The following is a 15,858-nucleotide window of genomic DNA, read 5'->3' as shown; positions in this document are numbered from 1 at the left end:
GAGAGGACCCCTCACACCACGATGACCGACATCGACTGGGACGAACTCCGTTCCGCCGCGACGGATGCCATGCACCGCGCGTACGCGCCCTACTCCCGCTTCAAGGTGGGCGCCGCAGCGCTCGTCGCCGACGGTCGCATCGTCTCGGGGTGCAACGTCGAGAACGCCTCCTACGGGGTGACGCTGTGCGCCGAGTGCGGCCTGGTGTCCGAGTTGCACATGTCGGGCGGTGGCCAGCTGGTCGCGTTCGTCTGCGTCGACGGCGAGGGCCGCACCCTCATGCCGTGCGGACGGTGCCGACAGCTGCTGTTCGAGCACGCCATCCCCGGGATGCTGCTCGAGACGGTCAGCGGCATCCGCACCATCGACGAGGTGCTGCCCGATGCGTTCGGTCCGCGCGAGCTCGAGGAGGCGGCGCGATGACCCTTCGACAGGCTCAGGGACCGGTCGTCCACCCGCACGACGCTGTCGAAGTCATCCGCACGAAGCGCGACGGGGGCGCCATCTCGGAGTCGGCGCTGCGCTGGCTCATCGAGCACTACACGAAGGGCTACGTCTCGGACGCGCAGATGGCGTCGTTCGCCATGGCCGTGCTGCTGCGTGGCATGGAGCGCGACGAGATCCGCGTGATGACGGATGCCATGATCGCCTCGGGCGAGCGCATGGATTTCTCATCGCTCGGCAAGCCGACGGTCGACAAGCACTCCACCGGTGGGGTGGGCGACAAGATCACCCTGCCGCTGGCGCCCCTCGTGGCGGCCTTCGGCGTGGCCGTGCCGCAGCTCTCGGGCCGCGGCCTCGGGCACACCGGCGGCACACTCGACAAACTCGAGTCGATTCCCGGCTGGCGCGCGGCGCTGTCGAACGACGAGATCATGGCGCAGCTCGCCGACGTCGGCGCGGTCATCTGCGCCGCGGGCACCGGGCTCGCCCCGGCCGACAAGAAGCTGTACGCCCTGCGCGACGTCACCGGCACGGTGGAGGCGATCCCGCTCATCGCCTCGAGCATCATGTCGAAGAAGATCGCCGAGGGCACCGACTCGCTCGTGCTCGACGTGAAGTTCGGCTCGGGCGCGTTCATGCAGGACATCGATCGCGCTCGCGAACTGGCCCGCACGATGGTCGCACTGGGCACCGATTCGGGCGTGAACACCACCGCCCTGCTCACCGACATGAACACCCCGCTGGGCCGGGCCATCGGCAACGCCAACGAGGTGCGCGAGTCGGTCGAGGTGCTCGCCGGCGGCGGCCCCGCCGACGTGGTCGAGCTGACCGTCGCCCTCGCCCGCGAGATGCTCACCCTCGCGGGTCGCCCCGACGCCGACGTCGAGGCGGCGCTCAAGGACGGCCGTGCGATGGACGTGTGGAAGCGCATGATCCGCGCTCAGGACGGGGATCCGGATGCCGCCCTCCCGACGGCCCGTGAGACCCACACCGTCGTCGCCGAGCGTTCGGGCGTGCTCACCCGCATCGAAGCCTTGCCGTTCGGCGTCGGTGCCTGGCGTCTGGGCGCCGGTCGTGCGCGGGCCGAGGACGCCGTGGTGCACGCCGCGGGCATCGACCTGCACGTCGCGGTCGGCCAGTCGGTCACCGCCGGTCAGGCGCTGTTCACCCTGTCGGCCGACGACGGCGCCCGCTTCGACCGCGCGCTCGGTGCAGTCGAGGGTGCTTGGGAGATCGGCGACGCGGCCCCCGCGGCATCCCCCCTCGTCCGCGAACGCATCACGGCGTGATGGCCGCTCAGCAAAGGAACACAATGGCATCCGACGACGTCCGCATCGGCGACCGCACGGTGCGGGACCTCCCCAAGGTGTCGCTGCACGACCACCTCGACGGCGGGTTGCGCCCGCAGACCGTGCTGGAGCTGGCCGACGAGGTCGGCCTCGAGCTGCCGGCCCGCGACGCGAAGGGACTCGGCGCGTGGTTCTCGGACCACATCGACGGCGGGTCGCTCGAGGACTACCTCGAGAAGTTCTCGGTCACCGTCGGCGTGATGCAGACGCGCGAGGGACTCGTGCGCACCGCGAAGGAGTTCGTCGAGGACCTCGCCGCCGACGGTGTCGTCTACGGCGAGGTGCGCTGGGCGCCCGAGCAGCACCTCACGCGCGGCCTCACTCTCGACGAGGTCGTGGATGCCGTGCAGGAGGGCATCGAAGAGGGCGAGGACGCCGCCGACGCGCGCGGCCACGACATCCGGGTCGGGCAGCTGCTCACGGCGCTCCGCCACAACGACAACGCCCGCGACATCGCCGAGCTCGCCGTGTCGTGGCGCGGCCGCGGGGTGGTCGGCTTCGACCTCGCCGGCCCCGAGGACGGATTCCTGCCGTCGGGCCACCGCGCGGCGTTCGACTACCTCGCCGAGCAGTTCTTCCCCACGACGGTGCACGCCGGCGAGGGCGCGGGACTGGCATCCATCCGCTCCGCCCTCATCGACGGTCGCGCCCTGCGCCTCGGTCACGGCGTGCGCATCGCCAACGACCTCGACGTCGTCTCGCGCGAGGGTGAAGAAGTGCAGGTGACCTTCGGCGACCTGGCCCGCTGGGTGCGCGATCGCGAGATCACCCTCGAGCTGTCGCCGACGTCGAACCTGCAGTCGGGGGCCGTCACGGCGTGGGGCGACACGATGGACGCCCACCCGTTCGACCTGCTCTACCAACTCGACTTCTCGGTCACCGTGAACGTCGACAACCGTCTGATGAGCGCGACCTCGCTCACCCGCGAGCTGGGTCTGCTGGCGCAGGCGTTCGACTACGACCTCGACGACCTCGAAGCGTTCCAGCTGAACGCCGCGGCGGGGGCCTTCCTGCCGGTCGAGGAGCGCGAGGAGCTCATCGAGATCATCTCGGACGGTTTCCAGCGCTAGCGGGTCGCGCGCGGCGCGCGCGAGTTGAGTGTCCAAGAAACGCCGCCGGCGTGGCCGGCATCCGGCGTGTCTTGGACACTCAACCAGGGTGGCGGGGCGCTCAGGCGACGGCGACCGTGTAGCGCGTGCTCGGTCGCCCGGCGGTGGTGTAGTCGAGACTGCGCACGCACTCGCCGTCGTCGGCGAGGTGCTCGAGGTAGCGGCGGCAGCTCACCCGTGACAGGCCGAGGTGGTCGGCAACCTCGGCCGCACTCGCCGATCCCAGTTCGGCCAGGGCGGTGCGCACCAGATCGAGCGTCGGGCGCGACAGCCCCTTCGGCAGGGGGCGCTTCGTCACGGGCCGCAGCACCGCGTCGACGCCCTGCTGGTCGAGAGAGCCCGCGACCGCGGCGGAGGCTCGCCGCTCGGCCAGGACGTCGTCGATCCGTGCGTGCAGCTCACCGGCCGTGAACGGCTTCACCAGGTAGTGCTGCACGCCCATCAGCCGCGCCGTGCGCACGGTGTCGACATCGCGTGCCGCCGTCACGGCGATCACCTCCGGTTGCACGAGCGAGCCGTCGGCGCGCACGGAGCGCAGGGCGTCGAGGCCCGAGAAGCCCGGGAGGTGCACGTCGAGCAGCACGAGGTCGGGGTGGAGCTCGGCCACCGCCGACACGGCATCCGGTCCGGTGCCCGCCGTGCCGACGAGCTCGCACTGCGGGTGCGCCGACACGAACCGGCCGTGCAGTGACGCCACGGCGGGAATGTCGTCGACGACGAGGACGCGCAGCATCACGACACCCTCTCGGCCACGGGGAGCACCACCTCGAACCGCGCGCCCCCGAGCGGGGAACGCTCGACCCGGGCGTCGCCGCCACGGCGGCGGGCGACCCGTCGGACGAGCGCCAGTCCGATGCCGCGGGCGCGGGCGTTGGTGCCCTTCGTGCTCACGCCCTCGTCGAAGACGTGCGCGCGGAGCGCGTCGGGAACACCGGTACCGCTGTCGTCGACCCGCACGCGCACCGAGGAGTCGGTGGCATCCACCGTCACCCGCAACCGATCGCCGGGACGGCACGCCTCGAGGGCGTTGTCGACGAGGTTGCCGACCACGGTGATGAGATCGCCGATCGATTCGGCGGGGGGAGCGCCGTGCGCGACGACCTCGAGAGCGACGTCGAGCTCGCGGGAGCGGGCGATCTTGACCGACAGCAGCGCGGTCAGCTCGCTTCCGAGGGCTGCGGCATCCGGTCCCGGATCCAACGGGCCGCCAGGTCGCACCTGCGCGATGAACTCCCGCGCGTCGTCCCACGCGCCGAGTTCGAGCAGGCCCGACACGACGTGCAGCGAGTTGGCGAACTCGTGCGCCTGCGCGCGCAGCCCCTCGGTGAGCGACTGCTGCCCGTCCATGCTGCGGAGGGCCTCGTGGAGTTCGGTGTGATCGCGCAGCAGCAGGGTGCCGCCCACCATGCGGCCGCGGTCGTCGCGGAGTCCCGTGGAGCGGGCGATGACGGGACGCTCGCCCGCCAGCACGAGCCGCCCCTCGGGCTCGCCGTCCTCCATCACCTGCAGGAGGGGCCCGTCGAGCGTCTCATCGGCGCGACGCCCGCTGAGCGTCCCCCGCCCGATGAGGCGTTCGGCGGCGTCGTTGGCGCTGGTGACGATGCCGCGGTGGTCGACGCGGATCACACCCTCGCTGAGGCGGTGCAGCATCGTCTCGCGCTCGCCCACCAGCTCGGCGATCTCATCCGGTTCGAGCCCCAGGATGCGGCGGCGGATGAGGGCGGCGACCCACGCGGCGCCGAAGACCCCGGCCACCGCGGCACCGCCGAAGGCGAGGAACAGGCCCGGCAGGCGCGCCTGCAGATCGGCGGCGAGCTCTGACTCGAGCACTCCCACCGACACCGAGCCGATCACGGGGGCGCTCTCGTCGTCGCCGTCGGCGTAGACCGGCACCTTCACCCGGTAGGACTCACCAAGCGTCCCCGTCTCGGTGCCCGACCACACCTGCCCCGACAGGGGGATCGACGGGTCGGTCGACACGCTCTCGCCGATGCGGTCGGGGTTCGGGTGCGACAGACGGATGCCGTCGAGGTCGGTCACCACGACGTAGGTGAGCGCCGATGCCTCGCGGATGACCTCGGCCACGGGCTGGATCGCCACGGAGGGGTCGGGATCGTCAAAGGCCTCGACGATGACGGGCAGTCGCGCGATCGACAGCGCCACCCCGACCATGCGCTCGCGGTAGGAGTCGCGGATCGCGCTCTCTTGGATCCAGACGGTGACGATGCCCGCGCCGAGGGTCACGACGCACACGATCAGCGCCTGCAGCAGCAACAGCTGCAGTCTCAGCGACAGTGCTCGGACCACGGTTCATTCTCCCTCGCCGCACGCGTCGGGTGCAGGCCGGCGCGCGACCAATAGTTGCCGAAGTCGTCGTTAGTTGCACAAGCGCGACGGCCGACTTCGGTGCTGTCTACGGTGAGCCATCAGCGGGGAGGCGACGGCGCCTCCTCGAACTCGAAGAGGAGTACCGCGCATGCGTCGCACCACCATCGCCCTCGTCCCCCTGGCTGCGCTGTCGCTCGCGGCGCTCACCGGCTGCAACCCGCAGGGTGCGGGTGCCGGGGGAGCGGCCGCCTCCGACGACGCCGCCTCGATCGACTCCGTGAACATCGTCGTCCCCGCCGACCCGGGCGGCGGCTGGGACCAGACCGGTCGCGCCGTCTCGGATGTGCTCACCGGCGACGGCCTGGTCGGCACCGCGGCGGTCAGCAACGTCGGGGGCGCCGGCGGCACCGTCGGCCTCGCCTCGCTCGCGAACGAGCGCGACCCGTACACCCTGATGGTCACGGGTCTGGTGATGGTCGGCGCCGTCGAGACGAACGCCGCCGAGAACCGCATCGAGGACACCACCCCCATCGCCCGCCTGACCGAGGAGCCGCTCGTCGTCGTCGTGCCCGCCGCGAGCGAGTTCCAGACGCTGAAGGACCTCATCGACGCGGTCGTGGCCGACGGTCAGGGTGTCACCATCACCGGTGGCTCCGCCGGCGGCGCCGACCACATCCTCGCGGGTCTCCTGCTCGAGGAAGCCGGCCTCACGGGCGCCGACATCACCGAGAAGCTCAACTACGTGCCCAACGCCGGTGGCGGCGAGGCCGTGTCGCTGCTGCTCGGCAACAACGCCGCGGCCGGCATCTCGGGCGTGGGGGAGTTCGCCGAGTACGTCGAGTCGGGCGACCTGCGCGCCCTCGCCGTGTCGAGCGAGGAGGCGGCGACGCTGCTGCCCGACGTTCCCACCATGACCTCCGAGGGCTTCGACGTCGTCTACACCAACTGGCGCGGCCTGCTCGCCCCCGGCGGGATCAGCGAAGCGGATGCCGCGGGCCTCACCGCCCTGGTCACCGAGATGCACGAGTCGGGTGCGTGGAAGACCGTGCTCGAGGAGCGCGGCTGGACCGACGCCTTCCTGACGGGTGAGGAATTCACCTCGTTCGTCGACGAGAACATCGTCGACGTGTCGGGGACGCTGAAGAACATCGGGTTGGTCTCGTGACGACCACCGAGACACCGGGGGCGGACACCGTCCGCCCCCGGTGGGGCGCCGAGCGCATCGGCAACGCGATCTTCGCGGCCGTCGTGTTCGGTCTCGGCGTCTTCGCGCTGGTCGGGGCCTTCGCCATCCGCGTCCCCGCAGGTCAGGCCATCGGCCCGCAGGTGTTCCCCTTCGCCGTGGCGGTGATCCTGCTCGGCTCCGGTGCAGCGCTGGTGATCTCGGCCCTCCGGGGCCAGGTGGCGCCGCGCGAAGAAGGCGAAGACATCGACCCGGATGCCAAGACCGACTGGTGGACGATCCTCAAGCTCGTCGCGCTCCTCGTCGCCGTCCTGCTGCTGCTCGAACTGCTCGGCTGGTGGATGGTCGCGGCCCTCCTGTTCGGCGGCGTCGCCTGGACGCTCGGGGCGAAGCGCCCCTGGGTGGCCTTCCTCGTCGGGCTCGTCATCGGCATCGGCACCCAGCTCCTCTTCGGAGAGGGCCTGGGCCTCTTCCTTCCTCGCGGGGCCGCCTTCGACTGGTGGTACGGCCCCGGACCCCTGTTCGGCTAGGAGACCGTCGACATGGATTCTGTGAACTCCCTCCTGGAGGGCTTCGCCACCGCGCTGCAGCCGGAGTACCTGCTGTTCGCGCTGCTGGGCGTGGTCATCGGGACCGCGGTCGGGGTGCTCCCGGGTATCGGCCCGGCCATGACCGTGGCACTGCTGCTGCCTCTGACCTATACGCTGTCGCCGACGGCGGCGATCATCACCTTCGCGGGCATCTACTACGGCGGGATGTATGGCGGCTCGACCACCAGCATCCTGCTCAACACCCCGGGTGAATCGGCATCCGTCATCACCGCCATCGAGGGCAACAAGATGGCCAAGCTCGGTCGCGGGGCTGCGGCCCTGGCGACGGCGGCGATCGGCTCGTTCGTGGCCGGCACCATCGCCACGGTGCTGCTGACCCTCTTCGCCCCACTGCTCGCGCAATTCGCGGTCAACCTCTCACCGGCCGACTTCGTCGCCCTCATCGTGGTGGCCTTCATCACCGTCGGTGCGTTGCTGGGCTCCTCGCCCGCCCGCGGACTGGCCTCGCTCGGCATCGGCCTGCTCGTCGGGCTCATCGGCACCGAGGCGACCACCGGCCAGGCGCGGTACACGATGGGCGTGCTCGCGCTGTCGGACGGGGTGAGCGTCGTGCTCGTGGCCGTCGGGCTGTTCGCGGTGGGCGAGACCCTCTACGTCGCCGCGCGCCTGCGGCACGGACCGATCCCGGTGATCCCGGTCACGCGGGGCTGGCGCAACTGGATGACGCGCGAGGACTGGCGGCGCTCGTGGAAGCCGTGGCTGCGCGGCACCTTCATCGGCTTCCCCGTGGGCACCATCCCCGCCGGTGGCGCGGACGTGGCGACCTTCCTGTCGTACGCGAGCGAGAAGAAGCTGTCGAAGAACAAGGGACAGTTCGGGCGCGGAGCGATCGAGGGCGTCGCCGGACCCGAGGCGGCCAACAACGCCGCCGCGGCGGGCGTACTCGTGCCTCTTCTCACCCTGGGCCTGCCGACGACGGCCACCGCGGCCATCATCATCACGGCCTTCCAGTCGTACGGCATCCAGCCCGGGCCGCAGCTGTTCCAGAACCAGGGCGACCTGGTGTGGGCGCTGATCGCGAGCCTGTACATCGGCAACGTGCTGCTCATCGTGCTGAACCTGCCGCTGGCGGGACTGTGGGTGAAGGTGCTGCAGATCCCGCGGCCCTACCTCTACGCCGGCATCCTCACCTTCGCGGTGCTGGGCGCGTACGCGGTGAGCTTCTCGACGCTCGACATCGTCATCCTGCTGATCGTCGGCGCGCTGGGGTACTTCATGCGGCGCTTCGGCTTTCCGATCGCGCCGCTCATCGTGGGGTTGATCCTGGGGCCCATGGGCGAGCAGCAGCTGCGCAAGGCGCTGCAGCTGAGCCAGGGCAACGTCGCCGATCTCGTGCTGCACCCCTTCGCCGCGTCGGCGTACGTGCTGCTGGCGGTGTTCCTGGTCGTGGGTCTGTGGCTCAAGCGTCGGCAGAGCCGTTTCGAGCGGGCGCTCGAGGCGTCTCTCGCCGCCACCGAGGGGCACCCGCAGGCCGGGGTCGACCACCTGTGGGAGTCGGGCGAGCGCCCGACCGATGTGCGCACCGAGTCGATCCGCGCGGAGCTGGCCGCCGAGAAGGCCCGCGCCGCCCGGGACGAACCGTCCCGCGAGTAGCGCGCCCCCCGCGCTCCCGCGCCCCGAGTGTCCAAGACACGCGGATGCCGAGTCCTGGCATCCGGAGTGTCTTGGACACTCGTGCGTTCACCGCCGCCGCGGAGGGCGACCGGCCCACCAGACGTAGACGGACGCGGCGAGGAGGGCGGCCGCGAGGACGAAGATCCACCAGGGGAACGTGGGGATGTCGGGGCGGGCGCCCGCGCCGTCGAGCTCGGACTGGGGGGTGGGGATCACCCTCTCGCCCGTCACCAGGATGCGGTGGCTGTTCACCCCCAGCGGGGTGCAGGTGACGAGGGTCACCAGGTCGCGGCCCACCACCGGGGCGAGGGATTCGGTGTCTTCGGGCTCGACGACGCGCGTGTCGACGACGCGGTAGACGAGCACCTCGCCGAAGACCTCGATGGTGAAGGTGTCATCGAGGCCGACCCGGTCGAGATGGGTGAACAGCTCCGCCGTCGCGAGACCGCGGTGAGCGGTCAGCACGGAGTGCGTCGTCTCGCCGCCCACCGGCAGCGCGGTTCCCTCGAGATGACCGACCCCCTCGTACAGCACCTGCTCGCTCGTGCCGTGGTAGACGGGCAGGTCGACGTCGATGGCGGGGATCTTCAGCCGGGCCATGAGGCCCGCGGCATCCGATCGCAGTTGCTCGGCGTAGTCGCTGGTCTGGTCGGGGGAGTTGGCCAGGGGGAGGCGTTCGTTCGCGGCGATCTCGGCTCCGCCGTCGATGAGGCGGGAGTTGTAGGCCCGGGCGGCGTCGAGCTGGTCGGCGAGCGTGTCGGCGCCGAGGTCGCGGATCTGGTTCGAGTACCCGTCGATGACCTGGGACTGCACGTACTGGGCGAACCAGGCGGCCACCGTCGGGTACATCAGCAGGCCCACCCCGGCGAGGGCGCCCACCGCGAGAGCGAGGGAGACGAGGGAGAGCCTCCATCTCGGACGCCGGAGGTCGCGCCGAAGCGGCGCGGGCGAGGGGGACGACGGCGCGGCATCCCGCCGCACCGTCGCCCCCCTCGTCATCGTGTGATCCCTCAGGCGGGTGCCTGCACCGCGCGGGCGCGGCGACGCGACACGACGAACGCCGCGCCGATCATGGCGGTCAGCAGGGCCGCGCCACCGACGCCGAACCACAGGCCGCCGTCGCCACCGGTGATGGGCAGGGCGAACGCGGGCACCTGGTTGTGCGCGAACTCGACGTAGTTGCGCACGGGCGCGGTCGTCGACGTCGGGCCGGGGACGACCGCGGTGAGCACGCGGTCGGGCGAGGGCAGCTGGTAACCCGTCGGGGGCACCGTCTCGCGCACCCAGTAGTTGCCGGGCGTGATGATCGGCACGACCACGTTGCCGTTCGCGCCGGTCGTCCACGTGGTCTCGCCGTTGATGACGATCGGGTTGGCGCCGTTGATGGCATCCTGCTCCGTCAGGAACACCTGGTAGACCGCCCCCGCGAGCGGCACGCGGGAGCCGTTCGAGGTGGTGTAGGCCGACACGGTGAGCTGGCCGATCGGCGTGCTGCCGGTGACCTCCTCGGTCGAACCGTTGACGTTCGCGCGAGCGGTGTTGACGATCACGCCGCTGGCCGGGATGGCCGTCGCGCGCGTCAGCACATTGAACGTCACGGTTCCGCCCTGGAAGCCCGCGAGACGCGTGCGGCCGGCGGCGGTGAAGTCCAGGGTCAGGGTGCCCCCGGTGTTGGTGATCGTGTAGTCGGTTCCCTCGGTGAACGTCTGCGCGGCGCCGGCGGCATTCGTGACCACGACGTTCGAGGGGGCGACTCCCGCGGGAACGGTGGCAGCCGTCAGGTACGTCAGCTCCGACGGCAGGACGTCGGTGAGGGTGAACACGTCGATGGCGTCACCGGTCGCGAGGGTCGGGATCGACGAAGCGATGGCCCAACGGATGAGGTCGGGGTTGCGCTGCTCGACGGATCCGGCCGGGGCGGGAACGCGCGTCTTGGTGAGCTGGGTGACGGCGTTCTTCGGATAGACGTGCACGTCGTAGATCCACTGGTTGGCGGGCGAGCCCGCACTGCCGGTGGGCGTCGGCAACGTCACCAGGAACGGCGCCGCCGGGTTGGTGGCGGTGGCCGGCAGCTGGGTCTCGGTGATCAGGTACACGCCGATGGGCAGGCCGGTCGGGTACAGCGCCGGGTCGGGCGAGAACGTCGCGACACCGGCGGTGTTGGACACCGACGACACGAAGCTCACCGTGTTGGGACGCTGGGCAGCCTGGGCCGGTGTCAGCGAGGCCGCCTGCGTCCACCCGGCGGCCGTGGTCAGGTCGACGCCCGACACGAGCGTCGCGGTGAACTGCGCTCCGGCCAGCGGGTCGGCCGGCGGCGTGGCCAGCTGCTGGCCCGTCGAGGTCGGGTTCAGCGGCGTCGTGGGTCCGAGCGCGTGCTTGTGCAGCGTGAGGGTGCGGTTGACGGTCGAGTCGATGTTGCCCGGCAGCGTCACGGCCGATGCGGGAGCGACGGCCCCGACGGCGGTGAGGGCCCCGAGCGCGAGGACGCTCAGGACGGTTGCCGCTTTCTTGCGGATGGACATGGTGGTTCCTCTCGGAAGGTGATCGGTGATGCGGAAGTGGTGTCGTCGGCGGCGTCGCGCGACGGGAGGGGTCACGTCGGAAGGCTCCCTCCCCTGCGTCTGCGATGGATCACGGCGCCCACGACGGTGAGGGCGAGCAGGAGGCCTCCGGCGATGACGAACGCGTCGGCGCCGACACCGCCCGTGAGGGGGAGGACGGGGCCCACGACGGGGGCGTTGACGAAGCGGTAGATCGCGCTCTGGCCGGCGGCGGGAGCGGTGACGCTGCGTCCGGTGACGGCTGTCCACGTGGAGCCGTCGAGCCGTTCGAGGCGGAGGGTCGTGTAGGCCAGCCGCGTCCCGGGCACGGTGGGCGCCTCCGACAGCGTGTAGCCGTGGCCCGGGCGCACCTCGAACGTGCTCGCGGCGTTGCCGGCGACGGGGTCGTACGCCGCGCCCACTCGGCTCTGCGTCGGAAGCGTCGCGCCGGCCAGGGCGGCGGGAACGGCCGTCACGGTCCAGGTGGCGGGCACGAAGCCGGGGCTCGGGGCGGTGACGTCTTTCAGCAGCGTCAGGGTCGCCGTGGCGTTCGTGACGGTGCAGGTGACGGCGGTGCCGGTGCGCAGGGTGACGTCGCTCGCGGCGGTGACGGCGACCTCGGCACCCGTGGACTCGACGCAGCGCCACGCACCGACCTGCACGTAGGCGGCGTTCGTGCCGGTCTCGGCCAGCCGGTAGGGGCGGGCCGGTGACACCGGGACGTTCGTCGTCGCCGCGGTCGCCGTACGACCGGTGGGTCCGGCGAGTGCGCCCGTGGGGGCGGTGGCCGACAGTGTCCAGTCGGTGGCGGCGACCGAGCCCGACGACACGGCCTTCACCAGGGTGAGGGAGGTGATCGGTTGGTTGACGAGCGTGCACACGACGATCGCCGACGGCCCGACCCCGGCGATGCCGCCGCTGACCACCCCGCTCGCGGTCGTGAAGGTGACGGGCGCGACGGTGCCGTTGACCGTGCACGTGCCGCTGACGAAGGTGAAGCGGGTCTGCTGCACCTCCGAGACCGTGAGCGTGGCACGGGACGAGGCGGAGCCGAACAGCACGCTCCAGACGGCCGTTCCCGCGGCGTCGCTCGTCTGACGCGGCGCTTCGCTGGGCAGCACGGTGGCGCTGCCGGCGGTGGCTGTCGCGGCGGCGCCCAGGCTCCAGCCGGCCGCGGGCGCCGACTGGCCGGTGGCCGGATCGAGCACACGTTTGATCACCGTGACCGACGCCACGGGACTGGGGGAGTTGAAGAAGGTGCACACGACGTTGGCGCCGAAGCGGTCGGGCATGGTGACCGCGGCGCTGGTCGCTGCGGCGTTCGCGATCCGGATGCCGTCGCTCCAGCATTCGAGGCGGACCGTGTAGACCCCGATGGCCGAGGTCGAACCCGCCGCCATCGTCTCGGACACCGTCAGCGTCGACCCGATCGAGGCGGGGAAGGCGCCGACCTGCGCGGCCTGCCGACCGGTCGCGGTGCCGGCGGTCGTGGCCGTGCCCAGGGCACCGTTCGCGTCGGCGAGGGTGAGTTGGAACTGGTCGGCGCCGGCTGCCCGCCCGACCACGTTCTTCTGCACGGTGATGGTGCCGGGGCTGTTGCAGCTGGCGAGGTCGGTGGAGGCGAAGTCGATGCGGGGGGTGCTCGCGACCCGGGTCCAGGTGGTCGGGTCGAACTCGTAGGTGCTGGTGGAGCTCGAGAGGTAGACGGTGCCGCGGGGCGAGAAGGCGATGCCGTTCACGCTGCCGAAGGCCGGCGTGGCATCCAGGCCGTTCAGGGTCCGCGTCGCCGAGGTGCTGACGGCGAGGGTGCCGCCGGAGGCACCGGCCAGGGTCTCGGCGGTCACGGTGAAGATCGCGGCGCTGCTGGCGTTGTTGACCGTGGCGGCCCCGAGCACGTAGAGGTTGCCGCGGTTGTCGAAGGCCATGTCGCCGTTGCCGTTGGGGGCGGAGCCCGCGCTGAACGAGCCGAGGTAGGTGAAACGGGATGCCGCGGGGGCCGATTCGGTGAAGCTCCACGCGTAGAAAGAGCCGTTGTTGTACTTGCCGAAGAGGTAGCGACCGGTGGCCAGATCGATGGCTCCGGCGACGATGCTGCCGGGAATCACCGTGCCGGCGCGATCGGTCGTCGTGTACGCCGAGTTCGCGAGGGTCTCGAAGCCGCCGGTCGGCGTCCACTTCAGGATCGAGAGCACGTTCGCGGCATCCGTCGATCTGTTGAGGGCGTAGGCCCCGGTGCCGCCGGCGGCGACGCCCAGCGAGTTCGCTCCGGTGACGTTGCTCCACGAGCCGACGGTGGCCTGGCCGCCCACCGCGCCGTCGGCCTGGATGAGGGCGCCGTTGGCGGTCAGGCCGTAGAAGAGCCCGCTGTCGCAGAACAGGCGCGGTTGCTGCAGAGTGTTGGTGAAGGTGCAGACGACCTCGGCGCCGTCGTCCTGGGGCATGGTGAGCGGACCCGAGCGCGAGCTGCCCGCGGCGATGACCGTTCCCTCGCGCGTGCACTCGTAGGTGCTCGCGTACCCGAGCGCGACACCCGAGGTGGGTGTCTCGGAGATCGTGTACGTGGCGCCGGCTTCGACGATCTGCCGCGACACCTGCGCCGCCTGCAGCCCGGTCGCGGTGCCGGTGGTGGTCGCCGACGCGATGACCGTGCTGCCGCTGCGCACCGAGAGGGTGAACTGGTCGGTGGAGGCGAGGCGCGCCGGCAGGTTCTTGCGGACGGTGAGGCGCGAGGCGGGCGTGACGGTCAGGGTCGCGGTGTCGGGGGCGATCAGCGGGGTGACGACGTTGGAGGGGGCATTGGTGAAGGTGGCCTCGGCGGATGCCACGACGTTCACCGTGATCGTGCACGACGCGGCCGCGGCGGCCAGGTCGCCCCCGACCGCCGCGATGCTGGAGGAGCCGGCGAGGGCGGTGACGGCGAACGTCGTCCCCGTCACCTGGGCGCAGGTGCCGCCGACGGCGGGCGTCGGGGCGACCGTGAGACCGGCGGGGAGGGTGTTGGTGAACGTCCAGTCGCTCTTGGCGAGGAGGTCGGAGGTGTTGGTGATCGTGTAGGTGAGGGCCGAGGCCGTCCCGACGGGGACGCTCGCCGGGCTGAACGCCCAGTCGAGGCTCGGGGTCACATCGAGCACGCGCAGGTTGTCGACGCCGAACCCGCTGCCGACGCCGGTGGTGCTGTTGGTCACACGCACCTGGGCCGCGGCGATCTGCGTGGGGGTCAGGAGTGCCGCCGAGGGGCCCGTGAAGGTCGCGGCGCGGGCGGAGGAACCGATTGCGGGGTCGAGGAGACCGCCGGATGCCGTTTGTGCGGGGGACGTGTAGAAGACGTTGCCCGTGATCGCGCAGGGATTCACGGCGGTCGGGAATGGAGCCAGCAGCGTCGTGGCGCCCGAGAACAGGGAGAGCGAGAGCGCAGGTGCGTTGGCGCTGCAGGGCGCGGCCGCGGCGTCGAAGCGCAGCGTGTAATAGCGCGATCCGGCGGCGCTGACGGCGATCGGGCTCGAGCTCTGCGCCACGGTTGTGCCCGTGAGCGCCGCATAGGGAAGGTCGACGAGCGCGTGGTTCGTGCGCGTGGTGGAGGTGGAACCGTTTGCCGGTGCGGTCGACGTGGTCGAGCCGGTGGTACCGGCGGCCACCTGGCCGAGCACATCGGCGAGGCGACGGACTTCTCGCGCGGAGGCCGTCGACACGGGGATGTTCAACAGGGACTGACTCGGGCAGAACTGCGTGTTCGGGTAGGTCGCTGAGAAGTTCACCAGCACACCGGTGCAGTTCGAGGGTGTGGACCACCCGGGCGACGCCGTGTACCGCCCGCTCGCGTAGGCCGTCAGGGCCGTCGGCGCGGTGGCGCTCAGGCCCTGCTCGAAGGTCTCGGTCCAGACCTCGGCCGGTGCCTCCGGAACGCCTGCGGCCAGGATGCCGATGCGCGCCTCGGGGGGAGCGCGCATCCGGGCGGACGTGGTGGGGTCGTCGACCGTCTCGTCCGGCGGGGAGTCGACGACCTCGGGCGCCGCCGTCGGCTCGTCGGTCGGAGCGCCCGGAGCGTCGGCGTCGTCGGCCGGGTCGGCATCGGTCGGAGGGGTCGAGGCGACCGGCTCGGGAACGGTGTCAGCGGGCGGCTCGCTGGGGGCGGGCGACGGGGTCGCCTGCTCCGAGGGAGTCGGGGTCACCTGCTCCGCAGGCGTCGGCGTCACCGCCGGCGCGGATGCGGTCGGCATCGGCGAGGCCGGGGGAGACGGGTTCGCGCTCGCCGCGGTCACACTCGACCCGAGAAGCATCGCCACCACGACCGCGACGATGGCGGTGGAGGCGGCCCGCGTCCGAGCGGGACGCGCGGGGGGACGGCGCGACGAGAACATGAGCCTTTCGCACGACGATGAGCGCCGTGTCGACGTGATCCCGGTGCGATTCCGTGCGATTGAAAAGGGTGGTGACCGGCTATTTGAATCGTATGAATCCGCCGGGTATCGGGGCAATTCGACGACTACTCAGCTGACTACTGATTGCGCACTACTGGGATCGCGTCCTGGTCGGGTACGGCCGAGGCTTTTCGCATCGAGGCTTGCCGCGTCCGACGGGCGGCCAGTGCCACGGGCGACCGCGCCGGTTCGTCGACGCGGCCGCACGCCGGGTGGGGCGCAGGGTGCCCGTTCGTTTACGCGGCCCTAGGCCGGTCGG

At 71.4% G+C, this 15,858-nt stretch carries 11 protein-coding genes; 6 read left to right on the top strand and 5 right to left on the bottom strand.

Features of this window, described 5'->3' with window-relative positions; genetic code table 11:
- Positions 1–21 precede the first annotated feature (21 nt).
- Genes ASF76_RS13175 through ASF76_RS13165 form a run of 3 tightly spaced genes read left to right on the top strand, consistent with a single transcriptional unit; the run spans position 22 to position 2,863 of the window.
- Complete coding sequence (locus ASF76_RS13175) at positions 22–423, top strand: cytidine deaminase (protein ID WP_055834370.1); 402 nt, start codon at positions 22–24, stop codon at positions 421–423.
- Positions 420–1,733, top strand: a complete 1,314-nt coding sequence (locus ASF76_RS13170; protein WP_055958578.1) for a thymidine phosphorylase — start codon at positions 420–422, stop codon at positions 1,731–1,733. Before ASF76_RS13175 ends, ASF76_RS13170 begins: the two co-directional genes overlap by 4 nt.
- A gap of 23 nt (positions 1,734–1,756) precedes the next feature.
- Positions 1,757–2,863 (top strand): adenosine deaminase, encoded by a 1,107-nt coding sequence (locus ASF76_RS13165; protein ID WP_055958574.1) that lies wholly within the window; start codon positions 1,757–1,759, stop codon positions 2,861–2,863.
- 100 nt (positions 2,864–2,963) lie between these two features.
- On the opposite strand, the gene ASF76_RS13160 is transcribed toward ASF76_RS13165, so the two are convergent.
- Together ASF76_RS13160 and ASF76_RS13155 are read right to left on the bottom strand one after the other, a co-directional pair.
- Entirely contained in the window at positions 2,964–3,635 is a 672-nt protein-coding gene (locus tag ASF76_RS13160) for a response regulator (RefSeq protein ID WP_055958571.1), read from the bottom strand.
- Positions 3,635–5,209 (bottom strand): ATP-binding protein, encoded by a 1,575-nt coding sequence (locus ASF76_RS13155; protein WP_055958567.1) that lies wholly within the window; start codon positions 5,207–5,209, stop codon positions 3,635–3,637. The genes ASF76_RS13160 and ASF76_RS13155 overlap by 1 nt, the downstream gene beginning before the upstream one ends.
- A 169-nt stretch (positions 5,210–5,378) precedes the next feature.
- Between ASF76_RS13155 and ASF76_RS13150 the strand changes: the two genes are divergently transcribed.
- The 3 genes from ASF76_RS13150 to ASF76_RS13140 are packed head-to-tail and all read left to right on the top strand — an operon-like array spanning position 5,379 to position 8,617.
- The gene (locus ASF76_RS13150) at positions 5,379–6,395 is read left to right on the top strand and encodes a Bug family tripartite tricarboxylate transporter substrate binding protein (RefSeq protein ID WP_055958563.1); all 1,017 of its coding nucleotides are present in this window, start codon (positions 5,379–5,381) and stop codon (positions 6,393–6,395) included.
- Positions 6,392–6,943, top strand: a complete 552-nt coding sequence (locus ASF76_RS13145) for a tripartite tricarboxylate transporter TctB family protein (protein WP_055958561.1) — start codon at positions 6,392–6,394, stop codon at positions 6,941–6,943. The genes ASF76_RS13150 and ASF76_RS13145 overlap by 4 nt, the downstream gene beginning before the upstream one ends.
- Positions 6,944–6,955: 12 nt before the next feature.
- On the top strand, positions 6,956–8,617 hold the full coding sequence (locus tag ASF76_RS13140) for a tripartite tricarboxylate transporter permease (protein ID WP_082485056.1): 1,662 nt from the start codon (positions 6,956–6,958) through the stop codon (positions 8,615–8,617).
- Positions 8,618–8,704: 87 nt separating this feature from the next.
- Here ASF76_RS13140 and ASF76_RS13135 read toward each other — a convergent pair whose 3' ends face one another.
- The 3 genes from ASF76_RS13135 to ASF76_RS13125 all read right to left on the bottom strand — a co-directional run bounded on the left by ASF76_RS13135 (position 8,705) and on the right by ASF76_RS13125 (position 15,539).
- Positions 8,705–9,637 (bottom strand): class C sortase, encoded by a 933-nt coding sequence (locus ASF76_RS13135; RefSeq protein WP_082485055.1) that lies wholly within the window; start codon positions 9,635–9,637, stop codon positions 8,705–8,707.
- A gap of 11 nt (positions 9,638–9,648) precedes the next feature.
- A complete protein-coding gene (locus ASF76_RS13130; RefSeq protein WP_055958559.1) occupies positions 9,649–11,163 on the bottom strand; it encodes a SpaH/EbpB family LPXTG-anchored major pilin in 1,515 nt (504 codons plus the stop codon).
- Positions 11,164–11,234: 71 nt separating this feature from the next.
- Complete coding sequence (locus ASF76_RS13125) at positions 11,235–15,539, bottom strand: DUF7933 domain-containing protein (protein ID WP_055958557.1); 4,305 nt, start codon at positions 15,537–15,539, stop codon at positions 11,235–11,237.
- Between the last annotated feature and the right edge of the window lie 319 nt (positions 15,540–15,858).

This window comes from Microbacterium sp. Leaf151 (assembly GCF_001424225.1).
Taxonomy (GTDB): Bacteria; Actinomycetota; Actinomycetes; order Actinomycetales; family Microbacteriaceae; genus Microbacterium.
Note: the sequence above shows the minus strand (reverse complement) of the source record. Positions and strands in the feature narration are given on the sequence as shown.